The sequence below is a fragment of the Sphingobium sp. PAMC28499 genome, from assembly GCF_004795815.1.
GTDB lineage: Bacteria > Pseudomonadota > Alphaproteobacteria > Sphingomonadales > Sphingomonadaceae > Sphingobium > Sphingobium yanoikuyae.
Genome location: NZ_CP039248.1, coordinates 1,819,896 through 1,843,250 on the forward strand (window position 1 = coordinate 1,819,896; position 23,355 = coordinate 1,843,250).

General features: G+C 65.2%; 24 protein-coding genes and 1 tRNA gene. 11 read left to right on the plus strand and 14 right to left on the minus strand.

The window, feature by feature from the left end; translation table 11 throughout:
- The first annotated feature begins 70 nt into the window (after window positions 1-70).
- Entirely contained in the window at window positions 71-1,084 is a 1,014-nt protein-coding gene (locus tag E5554_RS08790) for a glycosyltransferase family 2 protein (RefSeq protein WP_136186567.1), read from the plus strand.
- On the plus strand, window positions 1,085-1,609 hold the full coding sequence (locus tag E5554_RS08795) for a methyltransferase domain-containing protein (protein WP_136186568.1): 525 nt from the start codon (window positions 1,085-1,087) through the stop codon (window positions 1,607-1,609).
- Here E5554_RS08795 and E5554_RS08800 read toward each other — a convergent pair.
- The 8 genes from E5554_RS08800 to E5554_RS08835 form a co-directional block, all read right to left on the minus strand.
- Window positions 1,505-3,163 carry a hypothetical protein gene (locus E5554_RS08800; protein WP_247594414.1) on the minus strand — a complete coding sequence of 553 codons (1,659 nt, stop codon included), beginning with the start codon at window positions 3,161-3,163 and terminating at the stop codon, window positions 1,505-1,507. The genes E5554_RS08795 and E5554_RS08800 overlap by 105 nt on opposite strands.
- Before the next feature lie 120 nt (window positions 3,164-3,283).
- On the minus strand, window positions 3,284-3,538 hold the full coding sequence (locus E5554_RS08805) for an ATP synthase F1 subunit epsilon (RefSeq protein ID WP_136186569.1): 255 nt from the start codon (window positions 3,536-3,538) through the stop codon (window positions 3,284-3,286).
- A gap of 54 nt (window positions 3,539-3,592) precedes the next feature.
- Window positions 3,593-5,038 carry a F0F1 ATP synthase subunit beta gene (gene atpD / locus E5554_RS08810; RefSeq protein ID WP_004210765.1) on the minus strand — a complete coding sequence of 482 codons (1,446 nt, stop codon included), beginning with the start codon at window positions 5,036-5,038 and terminating at the stop codon, window positions 3,593-3,595.
- A gap of 24 nt (window positions 5,039-5,062) precedes the next feature.
- Window positions 5,063-5,947 (minus strand): F0F1 ATP synthase subunit gamma, encoded by an 885-nt coding sequence (locus E5554_RS08815; RefSeq protein WP_004210766.1) that lies wholly within the window; start codon window positions 5,945-5,947, stop codon window positions 5,063-5,065.
- A gap of 3 nt (window positions 5,948-5,950) precedes the next feature.
- On the minus strand, window positions 5,951-6,541 hold the full coding sequence (locus E5554_RS08820) for a LysE family translocator (protein ID WP_004210767.1): 591 nt from the start codon (window positions 6,539-6,541) through the stop codon (window positions 5,951-5,953).
- Between the two features lie 42 nt (window positions 6,542-6,583).
- Window positions 6,584-8,113: a F0F1 ATP synthase subunit alpha gene (atpA, locus tag E5554_RS08825; RefSeq protein WP_004210768.1), complete on the minus strand. Its 1,530-nt coding sequence runs from the start codon at window positions 8,111-8,113 to the stop codon at window positions 6,584-6,586.
- Window positions 8,114-8,115: 2 nt separating this feature from the next.
- Window positions 8,116-8,670: a F0F1 ATP synthase subunit delta gene (locus E5554_RS08830; RefSeq protein WP_004210769.1), complete on the minus strand. Its 555-nt coding sequence runs from the start codon at window positions 8,668-8,670 to the stop codon at window positions 8,116-8,118.
- A 181-nt stretch (window positions 8,671-8,851) separates the two neighbouring features.
- Window positions 8,852-10,411, minus strand: coding sequence for a serine protease (locus tag E5554_RS08835; protein ID WP_136186570.1), 1,560 nt, complete (start codon window positions 10,409-10,411; stop codon window positions 8,852-8,854).
- A 125-nt stretch (window positions 10,412-10,536) separates the two neighbouring features.
- On the opposite strand from E5554_RS08835, the gene ada reads away from it, so the two are divergent.
- From ada to E5554_RS08855, 4 genes are all read left to right on the plus strand, one after another.
- Complete coding sequence (gene ada, locus E5554_RS08840) at window positions 10,537-11,625, plus strand: bifunctional DNA-binding transcriptional regulator/O6-methylguanine-DNA methyltransferase Ada (protein WP_136186571.1); 1,089 nt, start codon at window positions 10,537-10,539, stop codon at window positions 11,623-11,625.
- 86 nt (window positions 11,626-11,711) lie between these two features.
- The gene (locus E5554_RS08845) at window positions 11,712-12,257 is read left to right on the plus strand and encodes a YfiR family protein (RefSeq protein WP_234415643.1); all 546 of its coding nucleotides are present in this window, start codon (window positions 11,712-11,714) and stop codon (window positions 12,255-12,257) included.
- A gap of 2 nt (window positions 12,258-12,259) precedes the next feature.
- Entirely contained in the window at window positions 12,260-13,480 is a 1,221-nt protein-coding gene (locus E5554_RS08850) for a diguanylate cyclase (RefSeq protein ID WP_136186572.1), read from the plus strand.
- Window positions 13,481-13,494: 14 nt separating this feature from the next.
- Window positions 13,495-13,986, plus strand: coding sequence for an OmpA family protein (locus E5554_RS08855; RefSeq protein WP_136186573.1), 492 nt, complete (start codon window positions 13,495-13,497; stop codon window positions 13,984-13,986).
- On the opposite strand, the gene E5554_RS08860 is transcribed toward E5554_RS08855, so the two are convergent.
- Genes E5554_RS08860 through E5554_RS08870 form a run of 3 tightly spaced genes read right to left on the minus strand, consistent with a single transcriptional unit; the run spans window position 13,983 to window position 17,004 of the window.
- On the minus strand, window positions 13,983-14,159 hold the full coding sequence (locus E5554_RS08860; RefSeq protein ID WP_048938600.1) for a DUF1289 domain-containing protein: 177 nt from the start codon (window positions 14,157-14,159) through the stop codon (window positions 13,983-13,985). The two genes, E5554_RS08855 and E5554_RS08860, sit on opposite strands and share 4 nt — an antisense overlap.
- Window positions 14,159-16,327, minus strand: coding sequence for a primosomal protein N' (locus E5554_RS08865; RefSeq protein ID WP_136186574.1), 2,169 nt, complete (start codon window positions 16,325-16,327; stop codon window positions 14,159-14,161). The genes E5554_RS08860 and E5554_RS08865 overlap by 1 nt, the downstream gene beginning before the upstream one ends.
- Window positions 16,328-16,365: 38 nt before the next feature.
- A complete protein-coding gene (locus E5554_RS08870) occupies window positions 16,366-17,004 on the minus strand; it encodes a DUF2490 domain-containing protein (RefSeq protein ID WP_247594415.1) in 639 nt (212 codons plus the stop codon).
- A 141-nt stretch (window positions 17,005-17,145) separates the two neighbouring features.
- Here E5554_RS08870 and fsa point away from each other — a divergent pair, with 141 nt between their 5' ends.
- From fsa to E5554_RS08885, 3 genes are all read left to right on the plus strand, one after another.
- A complete protein-coding gene (fsa, locus tag E5554_RS08875; protein WP_004210778.1) occupies window positions 17,146-17,799 on the plus strand; it encodes a fructose-6-phosphate aldolase in 654 nt (217 codons plus the stop codon).
- An 86-nt stretch (window positions 17,800-17,885) separates the two neighbouring features.
- Window positions 17,886-18,212, plus strand: a complete 327-nt coding sequence (locus tag E5554_RS08880) for an antibiotic biosynthesis monooxygenase (protein WP_010338587.1) — start codon at window positions 17,886-17,888, stop codon at window positions 18,210-18,212.
- Between the two features lie 69 nt (window positions 18,213-18,281).
- A complete protein-coding gene (locus E5554_RS08885) occupies window positions 18,282-19,478 on the plus strand; it encodes a GGDEF domain-containing protein (RefSeq protein WP_247594416.1) in 1,197 nt (398 codons plus the stop codon).
- Window positions 19,479-19,504: 26 nt separating this feature from the next.
- Here the strand turns inward: E5554_RS08885 and E5554_RS08890 are convergent.
- Window positions 19,505-19,581 (minus strand) — tRNA-Arg (locus E5554_RS08890).
- 87 nt (window positions 19,582-19,668) lie between these two features.
- Between E5554_RS08890 and E5554_RS08895 the strand changes: the two genes are divergently transcribed.
- Together E5554_RS08895 and E5554_RS08905 are read left to right on the plus strand one after the other, a co-directional pair.
- Window positions 19,669-20,388, plus strand: coding sequence for a queuosine precursor transporter (locus E5554_RS08895; RefSeq protein ID WP_136186577.1), 720 nt, complete (start codon window positions 19,669-19,671; stop codon window positions 20,386-20,388).
- A gap of 240 nt (window positions 20,389-20,628) precedes the next feature.
- Window positions 20,629-21,621 (plus strand): GGDEF domain-containing protein, encoded by a 993-nt coding sequence (locus tag E5554_RS08905; protein ID WP_247594417.1) that lies wholly within the window; start codon window positions 20,629-20,631, stop codon window positions 21,619-21,621.
- Here the strand turns inward: E5554_RS08905 and truA are convergent.
- Together truA and fmt are read right to left on the minus strand one after the other, a co-directional pair.
- Window positions 21,594-22,352, minus strand: coding sequence for a tRNA pseudouridine(38-40) synthase TruA (truA, locus tag E5554_RS08910; protein WP_136186578.1), 759 nt, complete (start codon window positions 22,350-22,352; stop codon window positions 21,594-21,596). The genes E5554_RS08905 and truA overlap by 28 nt on opposite strands.
- 4 nt (window positions 22,353-22,356) lie before the next feature.
- Window positions 22,357-23,265, minus strand: a complete 909-nt coding sequence (fmt, locus tag E5554_RS08915) for a methionyl-tRNA formyltransferase (protein WP_136186579.1) — start codon at window positions 23,263-23,265, stop codon at window positions 22,357-22,359.
- Window positions 23,266-23,355 lie beyond the last annotated feature (90 nt).

Consider the following 23,355-nt stretch of genomic DNA (forward strand, 5'->3'; position numbering starts at 1 on the left):
TGGCAGTTACCCGTTATTAACCATTCTGGCCGATAGCGAGCATGAGTATCTGGCAGGATATCTACGCGCCATGCGAACCGTGTCGATCGTCATTCCCGTTTTCAACGAGCAGGACAGCCTGTCGCTGTTCCTGGATGCAGCGCGTCCTGCGCTTGCCGATGCGTTGGCGCTGATCGGGCCGGGCGCGCAGGCTGAATATCTGTTCGTCGACGATGGCAGCACGGACCGCACCGCCGACGTGCTGGCGATCCTGTCGCGCCTGAACAGCGATGTCCGCTGCATCACCCTGTCCCGCAATTTCGGCAAGGAAGCGGCCTTGGCGGCCGGGATCGATCATGCTCGGGGCGACGCCGTCATCCCGATCGACGTCGACCTGCAGGATCCGCCGGCGGTGATCGTGGAGATGGTGCGACATTGGCTGGCCGGCGCGCAGGTCGTCAATGCCCGGCGGGTCGATCGGTCGACCGACAGCTGGTTCAAGCGCTGGAGCGCGCGCAGCTTCTATCGCCTGCTCAATCGCCTGTCCGATTATCCCATCCCTGAAAATGTCGGCGATTTCCGACTTCTCGACCGACAGGCTGTCGATGTCGTCAAGCAACTGGGCGAGCAGGCACGGTTCAACAAGGGGCTGTTCAGTTGGATCGGCTTTCGCGTCGCGACGGTCGACTATAGCCGCGCCCGCCGGGAAGCGGGCGCCACCAAATGGCGGCTGGGCAAGCTATGGTCGCTGGCCGTCGACGGCATCACCGCATCGACCACCATGCCGCTACGCATCTGGTCCTATATCGGTGGCGGGATCGCATTGCTGGCCTTTGCCTATGCGGCTTTTCTGGTCGTGCATACGCTGGTCACCGGGGTCGATACACCGGGCTATGCCTCCATCATGGTGGCGGTGCTGGGGCTGGGCGGGCTCAATCTGATGAGCCTGGGGATCATCGGCGAATATCTGGGCCGTGTCGCGAGCGAAGTGCGGCAGCGGCCGCTCTATGTGATTGCGGACGAGCAGGGTGGTACGCCGCTCGTGACGCCACCGGAGGCGTGTGAAGGAGAGGTCCGGTGGATCGATCAGCCTATGCGAGCCTGAGTGCGCAGGAAGGCACGCATTGCTGCTGCGCGCGGCATCGGCAGGGTCGAGTCAGGCAGGCTGCCTGACACAATCGGTTTCGACGGACGGTGCTACGATCTTATCGTGCTGCTCGATGTTCTCGAACATGTCGAGCAGGATCGTGAGGCGCTGGCTGCATTGCGCGATCGGCTGGCGCCGGGCGGAAGGATATTGCTGACCGTTCCGGCTGCCCCCTGGCTCTGGTCGGAGCATGACGTGCTGCACCATCACAAGCGTCGCTATACCGCTGCCAGCTTGCATGCCGTTGCACGTGACGCTGGCTTGCAGGTCCATGAGAAGGGGCATTTCAATGCGTTGCTCTTCCCCGTGGCGGTCCTTGCCCGTGCGGTTCAGCGGCTTCCCGGGCGTGGCGCCGCCACCGAGGCCGCACCGCCAACATCACTGAATACTCTGCTGCGCCATGTCTTCGCGACCGAGCGGCACTTGTTGGGGCGTGTGAGCCTGCCCTTTGGCCTTTCGCTCTACGCCATCCTGACCGCCTGAATGTGGAGGGCCATAACGGCCATCGGGATGATACCATTGTCCGTCCCAGCAACGCGCTGGTTCGGCCGCGCTTGCTCTATGGGGATTGGTCGGTCGCACCAGCGCAGGCATGTGCGATATCGGAGCCAGATAGGTGCCCATCGGCTGGAACCAGAAACTCTGTCGCCACGCCATGAAGAAGCTGCAGCGTACCTCCGATGCGGCAGGATGGCTGACGGCGCGGCGAATTTCATGCAGGGGCGTCAGCGCGCCCACCGCCAGCGCGACGATCAGGAAAAGTCGCGCGCGGGACGGCACCAGAAGCAGGTCGACGAGCATGACCGCCAATATGGTCAGCGCCGTGACCGATCCCCGCATCATGAAATCTGTCGAGGAGCCGATCTGCACGAACGGAATGGCCAGCAGCCACAATGTCAGCAGGACAAGCGTATCCATCCCGAACCGCCGGGCGTGGGCGATCAATGCGACGGGAATCGCATAGACCAGTACCTCCAGCAGTTCGAACAGCCCCCATTGCAGCGGGGGCAATGCGTTGAGCCGGGCGCCCACATCATCATTTGCTGCCCCAAGATAAAGGAGACCCGGCGTTGCCAGTAACAGGGCAAGGGCAGGCAGGCCAATGTCGCGCGGCCGGATATCCCGCGCGATCAATGCCCGCATACCCGCCAGTGCGGCAAAGGGCATCGCACCCATCAGCCCCAGGGGCGACCATAAGGCCGTTAGCGGCAACAGGGTCAGAAATTGCGCCAGGCTCGCCTTGCCGTCGCGCCATAGCAGATAGCCTGTCGCGCCGATCCAGCCTGACATCGCATGTTGCGGCACCCAGAAGGCCAGAGTGATGGTCGAGCTATATTGGAGGTAGGCCCAATTCTCCATATGGTCGGATAGTCCGCCGCGGAACAGGATGCGCCCCAGGGCATCCAGCCCGCTGAAGCCGACCAGTATCGTCAATGCCACCGTCCGTTCGCGACGCTTGTTGAACAGCGTCGATCCCATCGCCAGCAGCATGGCCAGCATTACCGCATTCTGGAGCAGCAGTGCGATATCGCTGGCACCTGCGCCCCAGGCTTTGCCCGCCAGCGCCGGTACAAGGAACATGCCGATCGGGAAGCGCAACACATCCGGCTCCGCCCGCGCCGTGTAGACGAAGGGCCAGGGGTTGATGCGCATATCGTTCAAAGCCGCCAGACGGACCTGCCAGTCGATATTGGCGTAAAAAAAGCGCCCTTCGCCGCCGAGCATCAGCAGGATCAGAGCGACCGCCATGCAGGCAATCAGGGTCGCGACTGTTGGCCCTCGGTGATCGGGCATGGCGCGCACATTCGCGACGCACAGTCCGCCGATCAGCAACATCCCGAGCGGATAGGCCCAGACGGGCATGATATCGAGAAACCGCCAAAGCAGCAGCTGGTCCAGCCCGAGCCATAACAACAGCGCAGCAATCAGCCAGCCCGAGGGCAGTTGGCGTGCCAGCCAAGACGGCGATCCGTTTACCGGCGGCGAAGTGAAGGCGGGTTCATTCTGGGCGGGGGCGGTAAAGGCGAGGGCGGTCATCGGCGCACGGCACTCACAAGAAAAAGGGGCGCGAAGCGCGCCCCTTGGTCCGTTCGTCTGGCATGAATGCGGCAGGTTGGAAAGAGAAGAGCTCTTCCAACTTCCCCCACATCAGGGCGATTAGCCCGCCTTTTCGGCGAGAACCGTCAGGCCCTTTTCATTGACCTCGGCAAAGCCGCCCTCGACCGGGATGATTTCCGGTGCGGCGCCAGCCGATGCGAAGATCTGGATCCCGCCGTCGCGCACGGTCGACATGAAGGGCGCGTGGCCCTCCAGCACGCCGAAGTCGCCATCGGTGCCGGGAACGACGACCTGATAGACCTCTTCCGAGCGGACGAGCTTTTCAGGGGTCACGAGTTCGAAATGCAGTGCCATTTTTATGTCCTATGCCCCCTCCCCGAACCGGGGAGGGGTATATGGGGTTAGAGCTTAGGCTGCTTCGGCAGCCAGCTTCTTCGCCTTTTCGATGGCTTCGTCGATGCCGCCGACCATGTAGAAGGCGTTCTCGGGCAGATGGTCATATTCACCATCGACCACGGCCTTGAACGACTTCACTGTGTCTTCGATCTGGACGAACTTGCCCGAGATGCCGGTGAAGACTTCGGCGACGTGGAACGGCTGCGACAGGAACTTCTGGATCTTGCGCGCGCGGGCAACGGTGATCTTGTCCTCTTCCGACAGCTCGTCCATGCCCAGGATCGCGATGATGTCCTGCAGCGACTTGTACTTCTGCAGGATCGACTGGACGGCACGGGCGGTGTCGTAATGTTCCTGGCCGACGACGCGGGGTTCCAGAACGCGGCTGGTCGAGTCCAGCGGATCGACCGCCGGATAGATGCCCAGTTCCGAAATGGCGCGGTTGAGAACGGTGGTGGCGTCAAGATGCGCGAACGAGGTCGCCGGCGCCGGGTCGGTCAAGTCGTCCGCGGGGACGTAGACGGCCTGCACCGAGGTGATCGAGCCCTTGTTGGTCGAGGTGATGCGTTCCTGCAGCTGACCCATGTCGGTCGCCAGGGTCGGCTGGTAGCCCACGGCCGAAGGAATACGGCCGAGCAGAGCCGACACTTCCGCGCCCGCCTGGGTGAAGCGGAAGATGTTGTCGACGAAGAACAGCACGTCCTGGTTCTCGACGTCGCGGAAATATTCGGCAATCGTCAGGCCCGACAGGGCGACGCGGGCACGGGCGCCCGGCGGTTCGTTCATCTGGCCATAAACCAGGGCCACCTTCGAACCTTCGCTGATCGCGTTGCCGTCGGCATCCTTGGCGATGACGTTGGCGTCGAGGAATTCATGGTACAGATCGTTACCTTCACGGGTGCGTTCGCCCACGCCCGCGAAGACCGAGGTGCCGCCATGGCCCTTGGCGATGTTGTTGATCAGTTCCTGGATGAGAACGGTCTTGCCCACGCCGGCGCCGCCGAACAGGCCGATCTTGCCGCCCTTGGCATAGGGGGCCAGAAGGTCGATGACCTTGATGCCGGTGACCAGGATCGAGGCGTCGGTCGACTGGTCGACGAACTCGGGTGCCTTGGCATGGATCGGCGAACGCAGTTCGGTGGCGACCGGGCCGCGCTCGTCGATCGGCTCACCCACGACGTTCAGGATGCGGCCGAGCGTTGCCGGGCCGACCGGAACCGAGATCTGCGCGCCGGTGTCGGTGACTTCCTGGCCGCGGGTCAGACCGTCGGTCGAGTCCATCGCGATGGTGCGGACGGTGTTCTCACCCAGATGCTGGGCGACTTCCAGCACCAGGCGCTGGCCGTTGTTGCTGGTTTCCAGCGCCGAAAGGATCGCCGGAAGCGCATCGGGGAAGGTCACGTCGACGACGGCGCCGATGACCTGCGAGATGCGGCCTACATTGTTGGTGGTTGCCATGACTATGTCCTTGCCTGCTTGTCCTTAGAGGGCTTCGGCGCCCGAGATGATTTCGACGAGTTCGGTGGTGATCGCGGCCTGGCGGCTGCGGTTATACTGGATCGTCAGCTTGTTGATGAGGTCGCCGGCATTGCGGGTCGCATTGTCCATCGCGGTCATCGACGCACCCTGTTCGGACGCGTTGTTTTCCAGCAGTGCCTTGAAGAGCTGCACCGTGACGTTGCGCGGCAGCAGGTCGTCGAGGATCGCTTCCTCGCTCGGCTCATATTCCACCGTGGCGGCGATCGCGTTGCGGTCGGCGTCGGCGGGAATCTTCACCGGGATGATCTGCTGTTCGGTCGGGATCTGCGCGAGCGCCGACTTGAAGCGCGAATAGAAGAGATGGGCGACGTCGAACTTGCCGTCGAGGAACATCTGGCTGAGTTCCTGCGCCACCGCCTGGGCCTGGGCAAAGCCCGGCTCCTTGGCACCGGTGGTGTCGTAATTGGCGACGATCTTGCCCGGATAGGTGCGGTTGATCACCGGACGGCCCTTGCGGCCGATCAGGTAGAACAGCACCTTCTTGCCATCCAGCTCCAGCGCGCGGGCCTTGGCCAGCGCGGCCTTCACGATATTGGCGTTGAACGCGCCGGCAAGGCCGCGATCGCTATTGGCGACGACCAGCAGATGGACTTCGTCCTTGCCGGTGCCGGCGAGCAGCGGCGAAGCGCCTTCGCCCGAGCCACCGGCGATCTTGGTCGCCAGGCTCGCGACGACCGCTTCCAGTCGCTCGCTATAGGGGCGGGCAGCTTCGGCAGCGGCCTGCGCCTTGCGCAGCTTGGCCGCGGCGACCATCTGCTTCGCCTTGGTGATCTTCTGGGTCGACTTCACCGACCCGATGCGCAGCTTCAGTTCCTTGAGGCTAGCCATAGTTCAAATATTCCGAGCAAGGGCCAGACGGCCCGCGAGACCAAAGAAACCGACGCCCATGGCGCCTTCGAACCAGCGCATCGCGCTGCTCTGCCCCACTTTGCGACCCGCCTTGGTGGCGAGCAGCGCGAGCAGGGCGCACCACAGGAAACCGAGCCCATAGACGATCGCGATCAGCAGCATGCCCTGCCACGGCGCATCCGGGCCGGTGCCCACGAACTGCGGCAGCGCGGCGAGGAAGAAGATCGCGACCTTGGGGTTCAGCACGGTGCTGACCAGGCCCTGGGCGAAGGGCGATCCGCCGATCCGGACCTTGGGCGTTTCGCTTGCCGGCGTCGGCTTGATCGCACCGCGCAGCAGGCCAAAGCCCATCCAGGCCAGATAGAGGGCACCGGCGATCTTAACGCCCAAGAACAGCCCCGGCACCGCATTCAGCACGCTGAGGAAGCCGAAGCCGCACAACAGCATGTAGAACAGGCCGCCGAGCTGGATGCCGCCGATCGCCGCCATTCCCGCCTTGAACCCGCGGCGCGCCGCGTGGCCGGCCACCAACATGGTGTCCGGCCCCGGCAGCAGCACCAGACCGATCGACATCACGGTCCAGGCAAGAAGGGAATGGGCGGTCAGCACAGCGTCTTAAGCGAAGGTCTTGCCGAACGAGTCCAGCGCAGCCTTTAGCTTGCCCTTGGCGTCGTCGCCCAGATCCTTGCTGTCGCGGATCGCGGTCAGCACTTCGGGGTGGTCGTGACGCAGATAGGCGAGCATCAGCTCTTCATAACGGGTCACGTCCTTGACCGGGATGCCGTCCAGATAGCCGTTGGTGCCGGCGAAGATCGACGCGGTCTGCTCTTCGAACGGCAGCGGCGAGAACTGGCCCTGCTTCAGCAGCTCGGTCAGGCGCGCGCCGCGGTTCAGCAGCTTCTGGGTCGAGGCATCGAGGTCCGAACCGAACTGGGCGAAGGCCGCCATTTCGCGATACTGGGCCAGCTCCAGCTTGATCGAGCCCGAAACCTTCTTCATCGCCTTGGTCTGCGCGGCCGAGCCGACGCGCGACACCGACAGGCCGACGTTGATGGCCGGACGGATGCCCTGGTAGAAGAGGTTGGTTTCGAGGAAGATCTGGCCGTCGGTGATCGAGATCACGTTGGTCGGAATATAGGCCGACACGTCGCCTGCCTGGGTCTCGATGATCGGCAGCGCGGTCAGCGAACCATTGCCATTGGCGTCGTTCATCTTCGCAGCGCGTTCCAGCAGGCGGCTGTGGAGATAGAAAACGTCGCCCGGATAGGCTTCGCGGCCCGGAGGACGACGCAGCAGCAGCGACATCTGGCGATAGGCGACGGCCTGCTTGGAAAGGTCGTCATACACGATCACGGCGTGCATGCCGTTGTCGCGGAAAAATTCGCCCATGGTGACGCCGGTATAGGGCGCCAGATACTGGAGCGGAGCGGGTTCCGAAGCGGTCGCGGCGACGACGATCGAATATTCCATCGCGCCATTTTCTTCGAGCTGCTTGACGATCTGCGCGACGGTCGAGCGCTTCTGGCCGACGGCGACGTAGATGCAGTAGAGCTTCTTGCTCTCGTCGTCGCCCGCGTTGATGCCCTTCTGGTTGATGAAGGTGTCGATCGCGACGGCGGTCTTGCCGGTCTGGCGGTCGCCGATGATCAGTTCGCGCTGGCCACGGCCGACGGGGACGAGGGCGTCGATCGCCTTCAGGCCGGTCTGCACGGGTTCGTGCACCGACTTGCGGGGGATGATGCCCGGTGCCTTGACTTCGACGCGCTTGCGCTCGGTATATTCGATCGGGCCCTTGCCATCGATCGGATTGCCGAGGCCGTCGACGACGCGGCCCAGCAGGCCCTTGCCGACGGGAACGTCGACGATGGTGCCGGTGCGCTTGACGGTGTCGCCTTCCTTGATTTCGGCGTCCGAGCCGAAGATCACGATGCCGACATTGTCGGCTTCGAGGTTGAGTGCCATGCCCTGAACGCCATTGGCGAACTCGACCATTTCGCCCGCCTGGACGTTGTCGAGGCCATGGACGCGGGCGATGCCGTCACCCACGGTCAGAACGGAACCGACTTCGCTGACCTGCGCTTCGGTGCCGAAATTGGCGATCTGGTCCTTGATGACCTTCGAAATTTCTGCGGCGTTGATATCCATGTTCAGCCTTTCATCGCCAGGGCGAGACTATTCAAACGGGTGCGGATGGAGGAATCGATCATCTGGCTGCCGATCTTGACGACCAGCCCACCCAGGATCGCGGGATCGACCTTGGCCTCGACGGCAACGTCGCGGCCGACGCGCGCCTTGAGGCCCTTGGCCAGCGCGGTCAGTTGAGTCTTGGTGAGCGGATGCGCGCTCGTCACTTCGGCGCGGGCCTCGCCCTTGTGATTCGACAGCAGCGTCTCATAGGCGCGGATGACCGCGGGAAGCTGCGAGAGGCGACGGTTCTGGGCGAGCACGCCCAGGAAATTCGTCGTCAGCGGATCGATCGACATGGCGGATGCAACCGCCGCGATCGTCTTACCCGCTGCGTCGCGGCTGAGAACGGGACTGTTGATCAGGCCCTTGAAATCAGACGATTCTGCGATCGCCGCCTTGATTGCCGCGAGGCTCGCTGCGACGGTGTCGAGCGTCTTGCCGTCGCGGGCCAGATCGAACAGCGCCACCGCATAGCGGCCGCTGAGGCTGGCCTGAATACCGCCGGTAGTCTCCACGCGCTTACCGTCCTCCAACTTGATTTGCCGGTCATGCAAAAAGAGGGGGAGCAGTAATAACCGTCCCCTGTTGTCGGGCCGGTTAGCAGTGCCAATATGACTATGCAAGTCATGTGACACGATTCCATCGCATCGACGAAATCAAGCCAATTTGACTGAGTTTTTCGGTAAAACGGACAGGCTAGGGAGCGGGGTCTGCGGGGGCAAGCCGTCCTTTTTGGCAATGATAGACCAGCCGCTCGTTCGGCTGGGGCGGCAGCAGCGCGGCGAGGTCCGACTGGAGCGTCGCGATCCGGGTCAACATCGTGGAATCGCTGCTGCATCCCTTGATCGGGCCATCCTTCAGCAGGGCGCGGGCCTTGTCCATCGTGTCGCCATCGGGCAGCCAGCGCTGCACCCGCAACAGGCCGGTGGCCGGGTCGAATTCGCTGCGGCTGACATAATTGCCCTCGTCGGGCACATGGGCGCGCTGCCAGGTCGTGCCGGTCGCCTGATATTGGGTGTCGCCGTTGACGCAGCCGCCCTCGGCCCAGTTCAGGCCGACATCATTGGGCTGCGACACGGTCAGCCGGCTGCGGTTGAGGTCGATCCGGCAGATATTGTCGCCGGCCCAGGCAAAGGCCTTGTTGCTGACCACGCTCTGGTCCTCGGGCAGCTTCATCCGCTCATCGATGCTGGCAAAGCTGGGCTTGAAGACGAACAGGCCAAGCGCGCCCATCAGCAGGATGCCGCCACCGGCGATGAACCAGGTGGCACGCTTTTCGCGGCCCTGGCTGTAGAAGAGGCCGCCAGCGCCCAGGCCCAGCACGGCAAGGGCCAGCAGCACGGCGGCGCCCGCCATCGCATTTTCGCGGCCGGAAATGACGTCGCGCTCGGCGGTGTCGCGGGCCTGCTGCAGCGCCTGCTCGCGCTTGTCGGCGGCGGCGCGGTCATTCTGTTCGGTCAGCTGCGATTCGCGCTGGGTGATCGAGGCTTCGGCCGCGTCGGCTTCGGCCATGGTGCGGCAGGCGACGACGGTGTGGAGCGAGGACACGCCGGCCTGGCGCAGGAAGGAGGCGACTTCGCGCCAGGATACGGCAAAGCCGAATTCGGCATCATTGCCGTCCGAGATCGAGCCGAAGCTGTTGACGCCCAGCACCCGGCCGCAATCATCGACCAGCGGGCCGCCGCTGTTGCCCGCGGCAAGCGGGGCGGTGTGCAGGATGGTGTCGAAGCTCTGGCTGGAACGGCCGGAGGAGATGCTGCCGCTGGTCTTCACCGTGCCGAGCGGTTCGACCAGTTGCTTGAGGCTGAGGCCCTGGGCGCGATCGACGGTGCCGGGATAGCCGATGGCGGTGACATGCTGGCCGTCATCGACCGCCCCGGCATAGAAGGTGGCGACCGGCAGGCTGCCTTCCTCCAGCTGGATCAGGGCCAGGTCATTGCCCGGCGAATAGGCGATGATCCGTCCGCCATAGCTTTTCTTGCCCTCCGACGGGATCACGCCGATGACGAGGTCCTTCTCCTCGCGCGCCAGTTCGACGACATGGGCGTTGGTCAGCACCTTGTCCGGGGCGATCGCGATGCCGCTGCCATGGCCCACGAAATAGGCGTCCGCGCCATTGGTCGCGACCAGGGCGACGCGCACCACGCTGCGCGCGGCGGCGGTGATATCCTGCTGTTCGGCCCGTGCGGGGCTGAGCAGGACGAGGGACGCGACAAGCGCGGCGATCGGGCGAAGGCGACGGAAAAGGGCGACCATAGGAGGCGCATACATATGCGAAGGCCCGCTTTAGGCAATCGGGAAAAAGCGGATGCGACGGGCCGTGTGCTTTTGACCGCAAGCGACGGGAAGCCTCGCCAAGCCGTCTGGATTACCCCATATCCATGAACCAGATGACACGCCCCGAACCCGTCCCGGCCGCCATGCCCGACGCCGCAGACTGCTGGACCGCCTTTCTGGCGCGCGATCGCCGGCAGGATGGCTGCTTCGTCGGGGCGGTGCTGACCACCGGCATCTATTGCAAGCCCAGCTGCCCAGCCCGGCACCCGAAGCGGGAGAATATGATCTTCCTGCCTGATGGTGCGGCGGCCCGTGCGGCGGGCTTCCGCGCCTGCCTGCGCTGCCGGCCGGATGAGGTGGGGCGCGACCAGCAGGCGGTGGAAGCGGCGATCCGCCTGATCCGCGCGGCCGAAACGCCGCCCCGGCTGGAGGAGATGGCCGACCATGTCGGCTATGCGCCGCATCATTTCCATCGCTTGTTCAAGCGGATCACCGGCCTGACCCCGGCCGCCTATGCCCGCGATCTGCGCGCTGAACGGCTGAAGGCGGCGCTGGCGACGCCCGGCCGCGTGACCGATGCGATCTATGAGGCGGGCTATAACGCGCCGAGCCGCGCCTATGCCGATGCCGAACGGCATCTGGGCATGACGCCCAGCGCCTGGCGCGAGGGCGGGCGCGGCGTCGATATCCGCCATGTCGTGATCGGGACGAGTCTGGGCGTGCTGCTGGTCGCGGCGACCGAGCGCGGCCTGTGCCGCATCGCCTTCGATGAAGGGGAGGCGGACCTGCGCCGCCGATATCTCAACGCGACTCTGTTGCCCTCGGACGCAGCGCTGGATCGCTGGGCGCGTGCCGTGGCTGCACTGGTGGATGATCCGGGGGCGGGGGCCGACCTGCCAACCGATGTCGGCGGCACCGCCTTTCAGCAGGCGGTCTGGGCCGCCTTGCGGGCGATCCCGGCGGGCGAGACGCGCAGCTATGGCGAGATCGCCGCGGCGATCGGCCGGCCGGGCGCGGTGCGCGCGGCGGGGACCGCCTGCGGCGACAATGGCCTGGCAATATTGGTGCCGTGTCATCGTGTGCTGCGCAGCGACGGAAGCCTGGGCGGCTATGCCTATGGAGTCGACCGCAAGCGGAGCCTGCTAGAAGCGGAGCGCCGCGCGAAGATGACAGCGAAGGCGACAGGTGAATGATCCTTTCTCGATCCGCTTGCGTCACAATATTCTCGTAATTTAACTTTTGATTAACTATAGGCTCGCGCCTTCTTCGATGGGGGCGGGTGGGCTTGCGTAGTCTGTTGTTCTGGCTGTTGCTGATGACACCGACCATGACAGTGGCCTTGCCGCTGGCGCGGCCGGTGGCGATGCCGATCGGTCCCGGTCCCGACCGGATGGCCGCCGGCGTGGCGCGCATGGTCGGATCCATCCTGGAATTTACCCGCTGGCCAACCGCGCGGCCGGTCGTGCGCATGTGCATGGCCGGTGTCGTCGCCCATGGCGACCAGTTGGATGAGATCAGCCTGACGAACGGGGCGCGGATCGCCACGGTGGCGCTGGCCGCCGACGAGGCCGCGCCGGCCGCGCGGTGCGATGCGCTTTATCTCGGAAGCCTGGACGCGGTGGTGCGCCAGCGGCTGATCGCGGCAGTGCGCGGCAATCCGGTGGTGACCATCGCGGAGGATGATCGCGACTGTGCGGGTGGGGCGATGTTCTGCCTGTTGTTCGCGCCGCAGACCCTGTCCTTCCAGCTCAACATCGATGCGGTGTCCCGATCCACGGTGCGGATCGATCCGCGCGTGCTGCGCGTGGCTAAGGGGGGCTATTGACCATGGCCGAGCCAAGCCCGACCGCAATGCCGACCTTGCGTCAGTTGCTGGCGCGAGCGCATCTGCGCCTGATTTTGTTCGCCGTGTTGATGGCGGGCCTGACGCTGACGGTGACAGGTGTCACCGTCATTCGCGGCTATGCCGCGCGCAACCTGACGCTGATCGCGCAGACCGTCGCCTATACGGTCGAGCCGGCTCTGGTGTTCGATGATGTCGATGCGGCGCGGCGCGGGATCGCCACGGTGGCGGCATCCGAAAGCGTGCGATCGGTCGAGCTGCATGATCGTGATGGACGGCTGATCGCGGCCTGGAACCGGCCCGATCGCGGCATGGCCGGCAACCTGTCCCGGATCGTGGACGCGCTGTTCTGGCCCAGCCCGGTGCGGGTGCCGGTCCATCATGGGCCGGTCGTCGTGGCCGAAGTGCAGGTGTTCGGCGATGCCGGCGGGCTGGGGCGCTATATCCTGTCCGGGGTCGCCACTGCGCTCGCCTGCCTTGGTCTGACCATCGTCGCGACCCAGTTGCTGGCGCGGCGGTTGCAGCGCGACGTGACGGGACCGCTGGCCCATATTGCACAAGTCGCCCATGCAGTTCGCACTGACCGCCAGTTCGATCGGCGCGTGCCGGTCGCCGGCATTCATGAGGTCGATCAGTTCGCGCGCGATTTCAATGCGCTGCTGGATGAACTGGACGAATGGCACACCGGCATTTTGAACGAGAATCGTATCCTGGAGCGCCAGGCGACGCGCGATCCGCTGACCGGCCTAGGCAATCGTGCGATGTTCGAGCGAGAGCTGGCGGCGACCATGGCGCAGGCCGATGAAGGCGATACGTCCTTCGCGGTCATTTATGTCGATGTGAACCGGTTCAAGCAGGTCAATGACAGCCATGGCCATGATGCCGGCGACGTCATGCTGATCGTCATCGCGGCGCGGCTGCGCATGGCTTTGCGGCCGGGCGACATGGCCTTCCGTCTGGGTGGCGACGAATTTGCGCTGATCCTGGCCGCCGGGGCGACCCGAGCCGAAGCCGATCAGATGTCGGCGCAGATCGGGACCAGCATGACCCAGCCGATCATGTTGCCGAGCGGCGTCAGCATCCGATCCTCGCTGAGCATCGGCAGCGCTCTCTATCCACAGGACAGTGTCGATCCGCGCGCACTGCTGCGCCATGCCGACGCGGCCATGTATGCGGCCAAGGCGCGGAGCGACGGCCGGAATTGATGATGAGGAACAATATGCGAAAGCTTCTTTCCCTCCTGGCGCTGACTTTGCTGGCGGCCTGTCAGACGGTGCAGCCGAGTGATGGCTTCACCGAAGCGCAGAAGACGGTGCTGCGTGCCAATGGCTTTCAGCCGGTCGGCAGCAACTGGGAGTTCGGCATGGCCGACCGGCTGTTGTTCTCGACCGACCAGAGCGTGCTGATCCCGGCGCAGCGCGACGTGATCAGCCGTATCGCCAGCGCGCTGGTGGCGGTCGAGGTGCACGGCGCCAAGGTGGAGGGGCATACCGACAATACCGGCACGGCCGCCTATAATGAGCAATTGTCGCAGAAGCGGGCGCAGGCCGTCGCCGACGCGCTGGCGGCGGGCGGCATGGCCCCGGCGGCTCTGCATCCGGTGGGCATGGGGTTGCGGGCGCCGGTCGCGAGCAATGGCAGCGAGGTCGGCCGTCAGGAAAACCGCCGCGTGGTCATCATCGTCGCACCGGGCGATGCGATGCCGCTTTAACGACGGATCGGCTCGAAATCCTTCACCCGCGCCATGACGGCGGTGCGCTGGGCATCGGTCATGCTGCGCCAATGGACGATTTCGTCGAGGGTGCGGCCGCAGCCGGTGCAGCCCTTGCGCTCGGCATCGAGCGAACAGAGATTGCGGCAGGGGCTCTCGATCGGCGCGGCCATCACATGAAGCTGTAGGGATCGACGTCCACCGCGACGCGGGTGGTGGATTTCCACACCAGATTGCCCAGCCATTCGCGGATCACCAACTGGATGTCGACCTGGCGCGTGGCGTGGATCAGCAGGCGATGGCGATGCCGGCCGCGCAGCACCGAAAGGGGGGCTGGGGCGGGGCCATAGACGCGCATGCCCTCCACCTGCGGCGCCGACTTGCCGATCAGCCGCGCGGTCTGTGCGGCTTCGTCGCTGTCCTCGCTGGAAATGATGATCGCGGCGAAACGGCCGAAGGGCGGGGCATTAGCGCGGCGGCGATTTTCGGTCTCGATCAGATAGAAGCGCTCGCTGTCGCCGGCGATCAGCGCCTGGATCACCTCCGCATCGGGCATGCGGGTCTGGATGAAGACATGGCCCGGTTTTTCGCCACGCCCGGCGCGCCCGGCGACCTGCATGATCTGCTGGAAGGTGCGTTCGGACGCGCGCAGGTCGCCGCCCTCCAGCCCCAGGTCCGCATCGATCACGCCGACCAGGGTCAGGTTCGGGAAATGATAGCCCTTGGTGATGAGCTGGGTGCCGACGATGATGTCGATGTCGCCGGCCTCCACCGACTTGACGAAATCGGCAGCGCGGGCGGGCGAATGCAGGGTGTCGGACGTGGCGATGGCGACCCGCGCCTGTGGCCACAGCGCCTTCACCTCGTCGGCGATGCGCTCGACGCCGGGGCCGCAGGCGACCAGGCTGTCCTCTTCCTTGCATTCGGGGCAGAAGCGCGGCGCCGGGATGACATGGCCGCAATGATGGCAGGCGAGCCGCTTGGTCAGCCGATGCTCAACCATCCAGCTGGTGCAGTTGGGGCATTGGAAGCGATAGCCGCAATGGCGGCACAGCGTCAGCGGCGCATATCCGCGCCGGTTGAGGAAGAGCAGGCTCTGCTCGCCCTTGGCCAGCACTTCCTCCATCGCCACCACCAGCGGCGGGGCGATCCAGCGACCGCGCTCGGGCGGATCGGTCAGTAGGTTGATGCCCTCGATATCGGGCATCTGTGCGCCGCCGAAACGGGCCGGCAGCTTGATCTCGCGATAGCGGCCGAGATCGACCTGATGCCGTGTCTCGATTGCCGGCGTGGCGGAGGCCAGAACGACCGGAAAATGTTCGATGAGGCCCCGTATCACGGCGACGTCGCGGGCGTGATAATGGACGCCTTCCTCCTGCTTGAAGCTCGCCTCATGCGCTTCGTCGACGACGATCAGACCCAGATTGGGGTAGGGCAGGAACAGGGCGGATCGGGCACCGACGACGACGCGGGCCTCGCCCGCCGCGATCGCGCGCCAGGCGCGCCGGCGCTCGCTCTGGCGCAGGCCACTATGCCAGTTGACCGGGACCGTGCCGAAGCGTTTCTCGAACCGCTCCAGAAAGGGTTCGGTCAGGGCGATTTCGGGCAGCAGCACCAAGGTTTGCTTGCCGGCGCGGATGGCTGCGGCGATCGCCTCGAAATAGACCTCGGTCTTGCCCGATCCGGTGACGCCGTCGAGCAGGAAGGGGGCGAATTCATGGGCACGCACTGCGTCCGCCATGTCGGTCGCGGCCGCCATCTGCTGATCGGACAGGGCCGGCGGCGCGTGGGCCGGGTCGGGCTCGGGGAAGGGGGTGTCGACGCTGACCTCGATCGGCTCGAACGCGCCGGCCTTCACCAGGCCGCGGATCACCGTATCGCTGACCCCGCCGATCATCGCCAGTTCGCGCACCAGCCCCTGCCGGTCGCCGATCCGCTCCATCGCCTGGGTTCGCTGTTCGGTCATGCGATCGGGAAGCTGGCCGGTGGCACGATATTCGATGACGGTGCGCGTTCCCTCCAGCGCCGACATCGACGCCAGCGCCATGCGCAGCACGGCGGCCGGCGGGGCGAGATAATAGTCGGCGGTCCATTCGATCAGCCGGCGCAGCGTTTCGGGCAGCGGCGGCGCGTCAAGCACTTCCAGCAGGTTGCGCAGACGGTTGTCGCCGACCGTCTCGACATCCGGGAAGGATTCCTCGTCCCAGACCACACCGACGAGCTGGCGCGGGCCCAGCGGGGCGACCACGATGCTGCCCGGCCTGGCCGTCATGCCATGGGGGATGCGATAGTCGAGCGGGCCGAGGGCGGCATTGAGCAGGAGGACACGGGCGCGGGCCATGGAGCGTCCTTAACCGCTCTTGCCGTTCTGGCAAATCGTCAGAGCCGCCAGGCGATCGCCAGCCAGGGGACATGAACGACCTCATCGGGGCGGTCGTCGGGAAAACTATGCTGGCGCATATAGCTGAGCTGCATGCCGAGTCGCGGCGTCAGCACATGACGCAGACCGATCAGTTGCCGCGTGGCGACAAGTTCGCTGTCCTGGACCGCGCTTGGCTTGTGCAGTTCGAAGAAAAATTCGGCGGAGGTCAGGAGGAACCATTTGCGCTGCTTTTCCAGCGGGATGTCGAGCTGGATACGTTCGCGCAGGCGCCAGGCCGGCTGCGCGGCGCTGTCGATATAGCGCTGTTCCAGCCGGGTGCGGCTCTGCAGCACGCCCAAGTCGATGATCAGTTGCTGGTGGAAGCGCATTTCCTTCTGCCTTCGGCTGGTGACGAAGGCGAAGCCGCCGCCCAGCTGCACGCCGTCGGCAATCCGATGGTCCAGGGTGATCCGTTGCAGCAACTGGTCGTCGGCCGGCCGCAGGCGATAGCTTGTTTCGATGCCGATGCGATCATTGTCGTCAATCTGCGCGACGCCGCCAGCGCTGATCCAGGTCTGCGCCTCCTGATCCGCAGCGCGGGCAGGAAAGGGCAGGACGAGCATGGCGAGGGCGGTCAGGCAAATATATGCGCGCATCGCAAACTTCATCGCCGCTCCCCTGTCGCGGAAGAGGTAGAAGGCGGCGGGGGCCAAGGCAATCGCCGTTCGCCCCGATGGCCAATCCATCGGCCAGCCGCTAAAGGGAGCCGATTCGCGAATCCTGCCCCGGAGCATCCCATGAAATTCTTCGTCGACACCGCCGACATTGCCGAAATCCGTGACCTGGCCGCCACCGGCCTGCTGGACGGCGTCACCACCAACCCGTCGCTGATCCACAAGTCGGGCCGCAAGTTCCTGGAAGTGATCGAGGAAATCTGCGGCGTCGTCGACGGCCCGGTATCGGCCGAAGTCGTCGCGCTCGACCATGAGACGATGATGAAGGAAGCCGCCGTCCTGCGGAAGATCGCGCCCAATGTCTGCATCAAGGTGCCGCTGACCATCGACGGCCTCAAGACCTGCAAGGCGCTGACCGACGATGGCGTGATGGTGAACGTCACCCTCTGCTTCTCGGCCAACCAGGCACTGCTCGCGGCCAAGGCCGGCGCCAGCTTCATCTCGCCCTTCGTCGGCCGTCATGACGATAATGGCTTCGACGGCATGCAGCTGATCGAAGACATCCGCCTGATCTACGACAATTACGCGTTCGACACCGAAATCCTGGTCGCGTCGGTCCGTCACCCGATCCACGTGCTCGACAGCGCCAAGATCGGCGCCGACGTGATGACCGCGCCGCCGGCCGTCATCAAGGCCCTGTTCAACCATGTGCTGACCGACAAGGGCATTGCCGGCTTCATGTCGGATTGGGCCAAGACCGGCCAGTCGATCCTCTAAGCGACATTGCCGGCGGGCGGGTGATCGGCCTGCCCGCCGGAACTCCTGCCGCTGCCCGGCCATTGTCTCCGCACGAGGAGGTGGCCATGTTCGTTGCGGTCTATTGGTGGCGCGTCCACCCCGGCAAGGAAGAGCAGTTCCGCGCAGCCTGGCGCCGCGGTACCGACCTGATCCGCGAAAAATATGGCAGCTATGGATCGCGCCTGCACCGCGATGCGGACGGGCGGTTCGTGGGCTATGCCGAATGGCCGGACGAGGCGACCTGGCGCGCGGCGTTCGACGCGAAGATGGTCTATGACGATCCGGCAACCCGCGCCGCCTTTGTCGACGCGATCGCCGAAGTGCCGGCGGATGCCGACCCGATCTTCACCATGACGGTCACCGACGACCTGCTGATGCGTGCGACGAGCTGAGCCGGGCGGGAACCTTTTGTTCAGCATATTCGGATAGATAACGCGCTCCTTTCCCCGATGAATCTGTCCATGCCGATCGACGCCGTCACCATGCTGCTCATGACCCAGGCCATCGCCCTCGTTGCGGCGCTGGTGCTGGCTGCCGAATGGCGTCTGGCAAAGGTGCGCTCGCTCGCCTGGTGGAGCGCGGGATTCGCGACCATCGTGGTGGGCAGCGGCATGTCGGTGCTGCGCACGGTGGACAGCTTCCTTCTCTATGTCTGGTTGGCCAATGGCCTGCTGGTGGTGGCGCATCTGCTGTTCGCCAGGGGGGCAGCCGCCTTTGCCGGGCGACGCCTGCCCGGCATCTGGCTGGGCGTGCTGCTGGTCTGGGTGGCGCTGCTGGGCACCGATCCGGCAAGTGATCGCACTGCCCTGTTCGGCCTCGTCAATTCGGCGCTGGTCGCGATCCTGTCGCTCAAGGCCGCATCTCTCCTGCTTTCGCTCCGTCGTACCAGCGAAGTGCGCGATGCGGTGCGGCTGGGGCACATCTTCCTTGGCCATGGCATATTCTACCTCGTCAAGTCGGGGCTGATCTTCATGCCGGGCCTGTTCGTCAGCCTGGTGGGCTTCAAGGGGCTGCTGATCAAGGCCTCGCTCTATGAGGGCATATTGGTCGAGGTGTCGCTGGCGCTGCTGATGCTGGCGGCGGTGCGTCACCGGCGCGAACGGCAGATCACCGCGCTGGCCGAGCGGGATTCGCTGACCGGGGCCTATAATCGCCGCGCGTTCGAGGCGAAGGCGGCAGCCGGGATGGCGCTGGCGCGGCGGGCCGGCCAGCCGGTGGCGCTGCTGCTGTGCGACGTCGATCATTTCAAGGCGGTCAATGACGGCTTCGGCCACGCCACCGGCGACCGGCTGCTGTCGGGACTGGCCGGGATATTGACGGATTGCGTGCCTGCCGATGCACTGGTGGCGCGGCTGGGCGGCGACGAGTTCGCCGTTCTGCTCTTTGGTCTTTCGCCCGAAAATCTACCGGCGCTCGGTCGCCGCATCTGCCATCGTTTTGCGCAGAGCGGCGGGTTGACGTTGCCGGTCTCGACCAGCATCGGCGCGGCGACCAGCATCACGGGCACGGAGGAGTTGCCGCATCTTTTCGATCGGGCGGACCGCGCGCTCTATGACGCCAAGCGCAAGGGGCGCGATCGCATGTCGGTTGAATCGGGCGTGGATCTGAGCGTCGCGACCCCGCCGCTGCGCCTCGCCAAGGTGGCAAGTCGCGCCTGATTGGCGACCCCGAGTTATCTTTTCGTTGGCGACCCCGGCAGGATTCGAACCTGCGACCATCCGCTTAGAAGGCGGATGCTCTATCCAACTGAGCTACGGGGCCGTGCGCGGGAGCGATAGCGGGGCTTGGGCCGCGGCGCAATCTTTCGCAGCCGTTGCAATCGTGTGTCGGCGGGATATTCATCGAAGGATGAGCGACGCGGGCATCCGGAAAATCGACGCGACCGTGCTGGGCGCACGGCCGCTGCGCTATTATGATTTCTTCATGGCGGCCTTCGTCGCCATATTGCTGCTGTCCAACCTGATCGGCGCGGCTAAGCTGTCGTCGCTGGGTGGCGTGACCTTTGGCGCGGGCATCCTCTTCTTTCCGCTCGGCTATGTGATCGGCGACGTGCTGACAGAGGTCTATGGCTATGCGCGGGCGCGGCGCTGCGTCTGGGCGGGCTTTGCCGCGATGCTGTTCATGGCGCTGATGAGCTGGGTAGTGGTGGCCTTGCCGCCGGCCGAGGGCTGGCCCGACCAGAAAGCCTATGAGGCGGTGTTCGGCAGCACCTGGCGGATCGTCTTTGCCTCGCTTTGCGCCTTCTGGGCGGGGGAACTGGCCAACAGCTTCGTGCTGGCCAAGATGAAGATCATCACCCAGGGACGGCATCTGTGGATGCGCACCATCGGCTCGACCGTGGTGGGGCAGGGGGTGGACAGCCTGCTCTTCTACCCGCTCGCTTTCTATGGCGACTGGACCACGGCGCAGGTGCTCACCGTGATGGTCACCAACTGGGCGATGAAGGTCGGCTGGGAAGCGGTGCTGACGCCCGTCACCTATGTGGTGGTCAATGGCCTCAAGCGGCGCGAGGGGCTCGACGTCTATGACGCGGGCACCGACTTCACCCCGTTCCGTACCCGGCTCTGATGATTCGAAAGCCTGTTTGAAAAATCGCGAAAGGGCGATTTTTCGGTACGGTTCCAGCCCGCTCCCCCGCCCAACCACCCGATCCAGTGTCATCCTGTCGGGTGGTTGGGCGGGGGAGCGGGCTGGTACCGGCTTTCTCAAACGAACTCTGAAGCCAGTAAATTATGTAATCTAAAGAGAGTCTTTACCTTGTTGGGCGCAGGAGGAAGCGACAAAGTCAGGAAAGAATAGTCGCCCATCGTGCCCATCGCCTCCGCCCAGTCCATTGTTCCTGATCGCGATCCGGTGATGACCCCGGATGCGATCTGCCGGATCGACCGCCTGACCCATGTCGCGCGCGCGCTGAGCCGGGAGGCGCAGACGATCCAGGCCAATCTGGCCAATGCAGAGCGCCGGTTCCAGGCGACCTTCCAGCACGCGCCGGTCGGCATTGCCCATGTCGCGCTCGACGGCACCTTCCTGACGGCCAATCCCCGTTTCGAGGAGATTACCGGATATCCCGCCGCGATGCTGATGCGGCTGGGTTTCCAGCAGATCACCCATCCCGATGATCTGGATGCCGATGTCGCGCTGCTCGGCCGGCTGCACCGGGGCGAGTTGCAGCGCTATACGCTGGAAAAACGCTATATTCGTGCGGATGCATCGCTGATCTGGATCAACCTCACCGTGGCGCTGGTTCGCGACGAGCGGGACGCGCCCGAATTCTATGTCGCCGTGGTCGAGGATCTGTCGGAGATGCGGCAGGCCCATTTCGATGCGATCCATGATCCGCTGACCGGCCTGCTCAACCGCCGTGGCTTCGTGGTGCGGGCGCGGGCCTTGCTGCGGCAGGCAGCAGAGGCGCATCGCGCCGTCAGCCTGATCTATCTGGACCTTGATGGGTTCAAGCAGCTTAACGACAGTCGCGGGCATAGCGCCGGGGATCGCTGCCTGGTCGAGGTGGCGCGGCTGATCGAGGATATGGTCGCCACTCGCCATGTCGTGGCGCGAATGGGCGGCGACGAGTTCGTGCTGCTGGTCGACGAGGAAGGCACGGACCTGGGCGAGGCGCTGCGCGTCGGATTGATGAAACTGGGCGGCGCACATGGCGGTGTCAGCGGCAGCTTTGGGCTGGTCACGCTGATCCCCGACGATGACACCGAACTGGACAGCATCGTGGCGCGCGCGGACGAGGCGATGCTGGCGGCCAAGCGCGCCGGCAAGAATCAGCTGGTGACCACCGCGCTGCTATAATCGGCGCGCACGAAATAGAGGCCATCGGGCGGCGCGTTGAGCGCCAGCCGGGCCCGATCGCGCGCCTCCAGCGCAGCGCGCAGATCGTCCGCGCTCCAGCGGCCCATGCCGACCATCGCGAGACAGCCGACCATCGAGCGGACCTGATGATGGAGGAAGGATCGCGCCTCCGCCCGGATGGCGATGCGATCGCCTTCACGCGAGACATTCAGCATCGCCAGCGACTTCAGCGGACTGGCCGCCTGGCAATGGACCGAGCGGAAGGTGGTGAAGTCATGATGCCCCACCAATATCTGCGCGGCGTCATGCATGGCGTCGGCGTCGAGCGGCTGGATCACCCGCCAGGCGAGACCCGATTCCAGGGTCAGCGGCGGGCGGCGATTGGCGATGCGGTAGATATAGGCGCGGCCGGTGCAGCTGAAACGGGCATGCCAGTCCGGCGCGACTTCCTCACAGGCGAGGATCGCGACCGGATGGGGCCGCAGCTTCGCATTGATCGCCTCCATCAGGCGAAAGGGCGTCAGCGGCTTTTCGACATCGGCATGGGCGCGCATGGCCAGGCCATGGACGCCGGCATCGGTGCGGCCGGCAGCGTGCAGGATGGCGCGCTCGCCGGTGACGGCATGGATCGCATCCTCGATCGCCTGCTGGACGCTGGGGCCATGGGCCTGACGCTGCCAGCCCATATAGGGACGGCCGTCAAATTCGACGGTGAAGGCGAAACGGGCCATCGGCTCAGGTGTCGACCCGGCTGCCGGTGGGCATGTCGAAGCCGCGCAGCAATTCACCCGCCGACATCGCCGCCTTGCCCGCGCGCTGGATCAGGGTCGGCCGGATGGCGCCATGGCCGCAGCCGATCAGCAGGCTGTGGTCGAGCAGTTCGCCCGCCGGCCCGGCATGATCCTCGACCGTGGCGGCGAGGATGCGGAAGCGTTCGCCGCCATATTCGAAGAAGGCGCCGGGGAAGGGGTTGAAGGCGCGGATCTGCCGTTCGACCTGATGCGCGTCGCGGCTGAAGTCGATCCGCGCCTCCGCCTTGTCGATCTTGGCGGCATAGGTGACGCCCTCTTCGGGCTGCGCCACTGGCGGATGGCCGGCAAGATCGTCCAGCACATCGACCATCAGCTCGGCACCGGCCTGCGCCAGTTCCTGCGTCAATTCGCCGGCCGTCTTGTCCTCGACCGGGGTGACATGCTTGGCGCGCATCGGGCCGGTGTCGAGTCCGGCCTCCATGTCCATGATGGTGACGCCGGTGACATTGTCGCCGGACAGGATCGCGCGCTGCACCGGCGCGGCGCCGCGCCAGCGCGGCAGCAGCGAGCCATGGATGTTGAGGCAGCCATGGCGCGGCATCGCCAGGATCGCGCGCGGCAGGATCAGGCCATAGGCGGCGACGACCGCAACATCGGCGTCGAGCGCGGCAAATTCGGCCTGCACTGCTTCGTCCTTGAGCGAAACGGGCGTGCGCACTTCTATCCCCAGTTGCTCGGCGCGGGCCTGCACCGGGGAGGGGCGCAGCGCCTTGCCACGGCCGGCCGGACGGGGTGGCTGGCTATAGACGGCGACGATGTCATGCCCGGCCTTCACCAGTGCATCGAGCGCTGGAACGGCGAAATCGGGGGTGCCCATATAGATGATACGCATAGTTTTTCCGCTTCCCGCACCAGCCCGCTCCCCCACCCGGCCACCCTTCAAGATACTGCCGTTGGGTGGCCGGGTGGGGGAGCGGGCTGG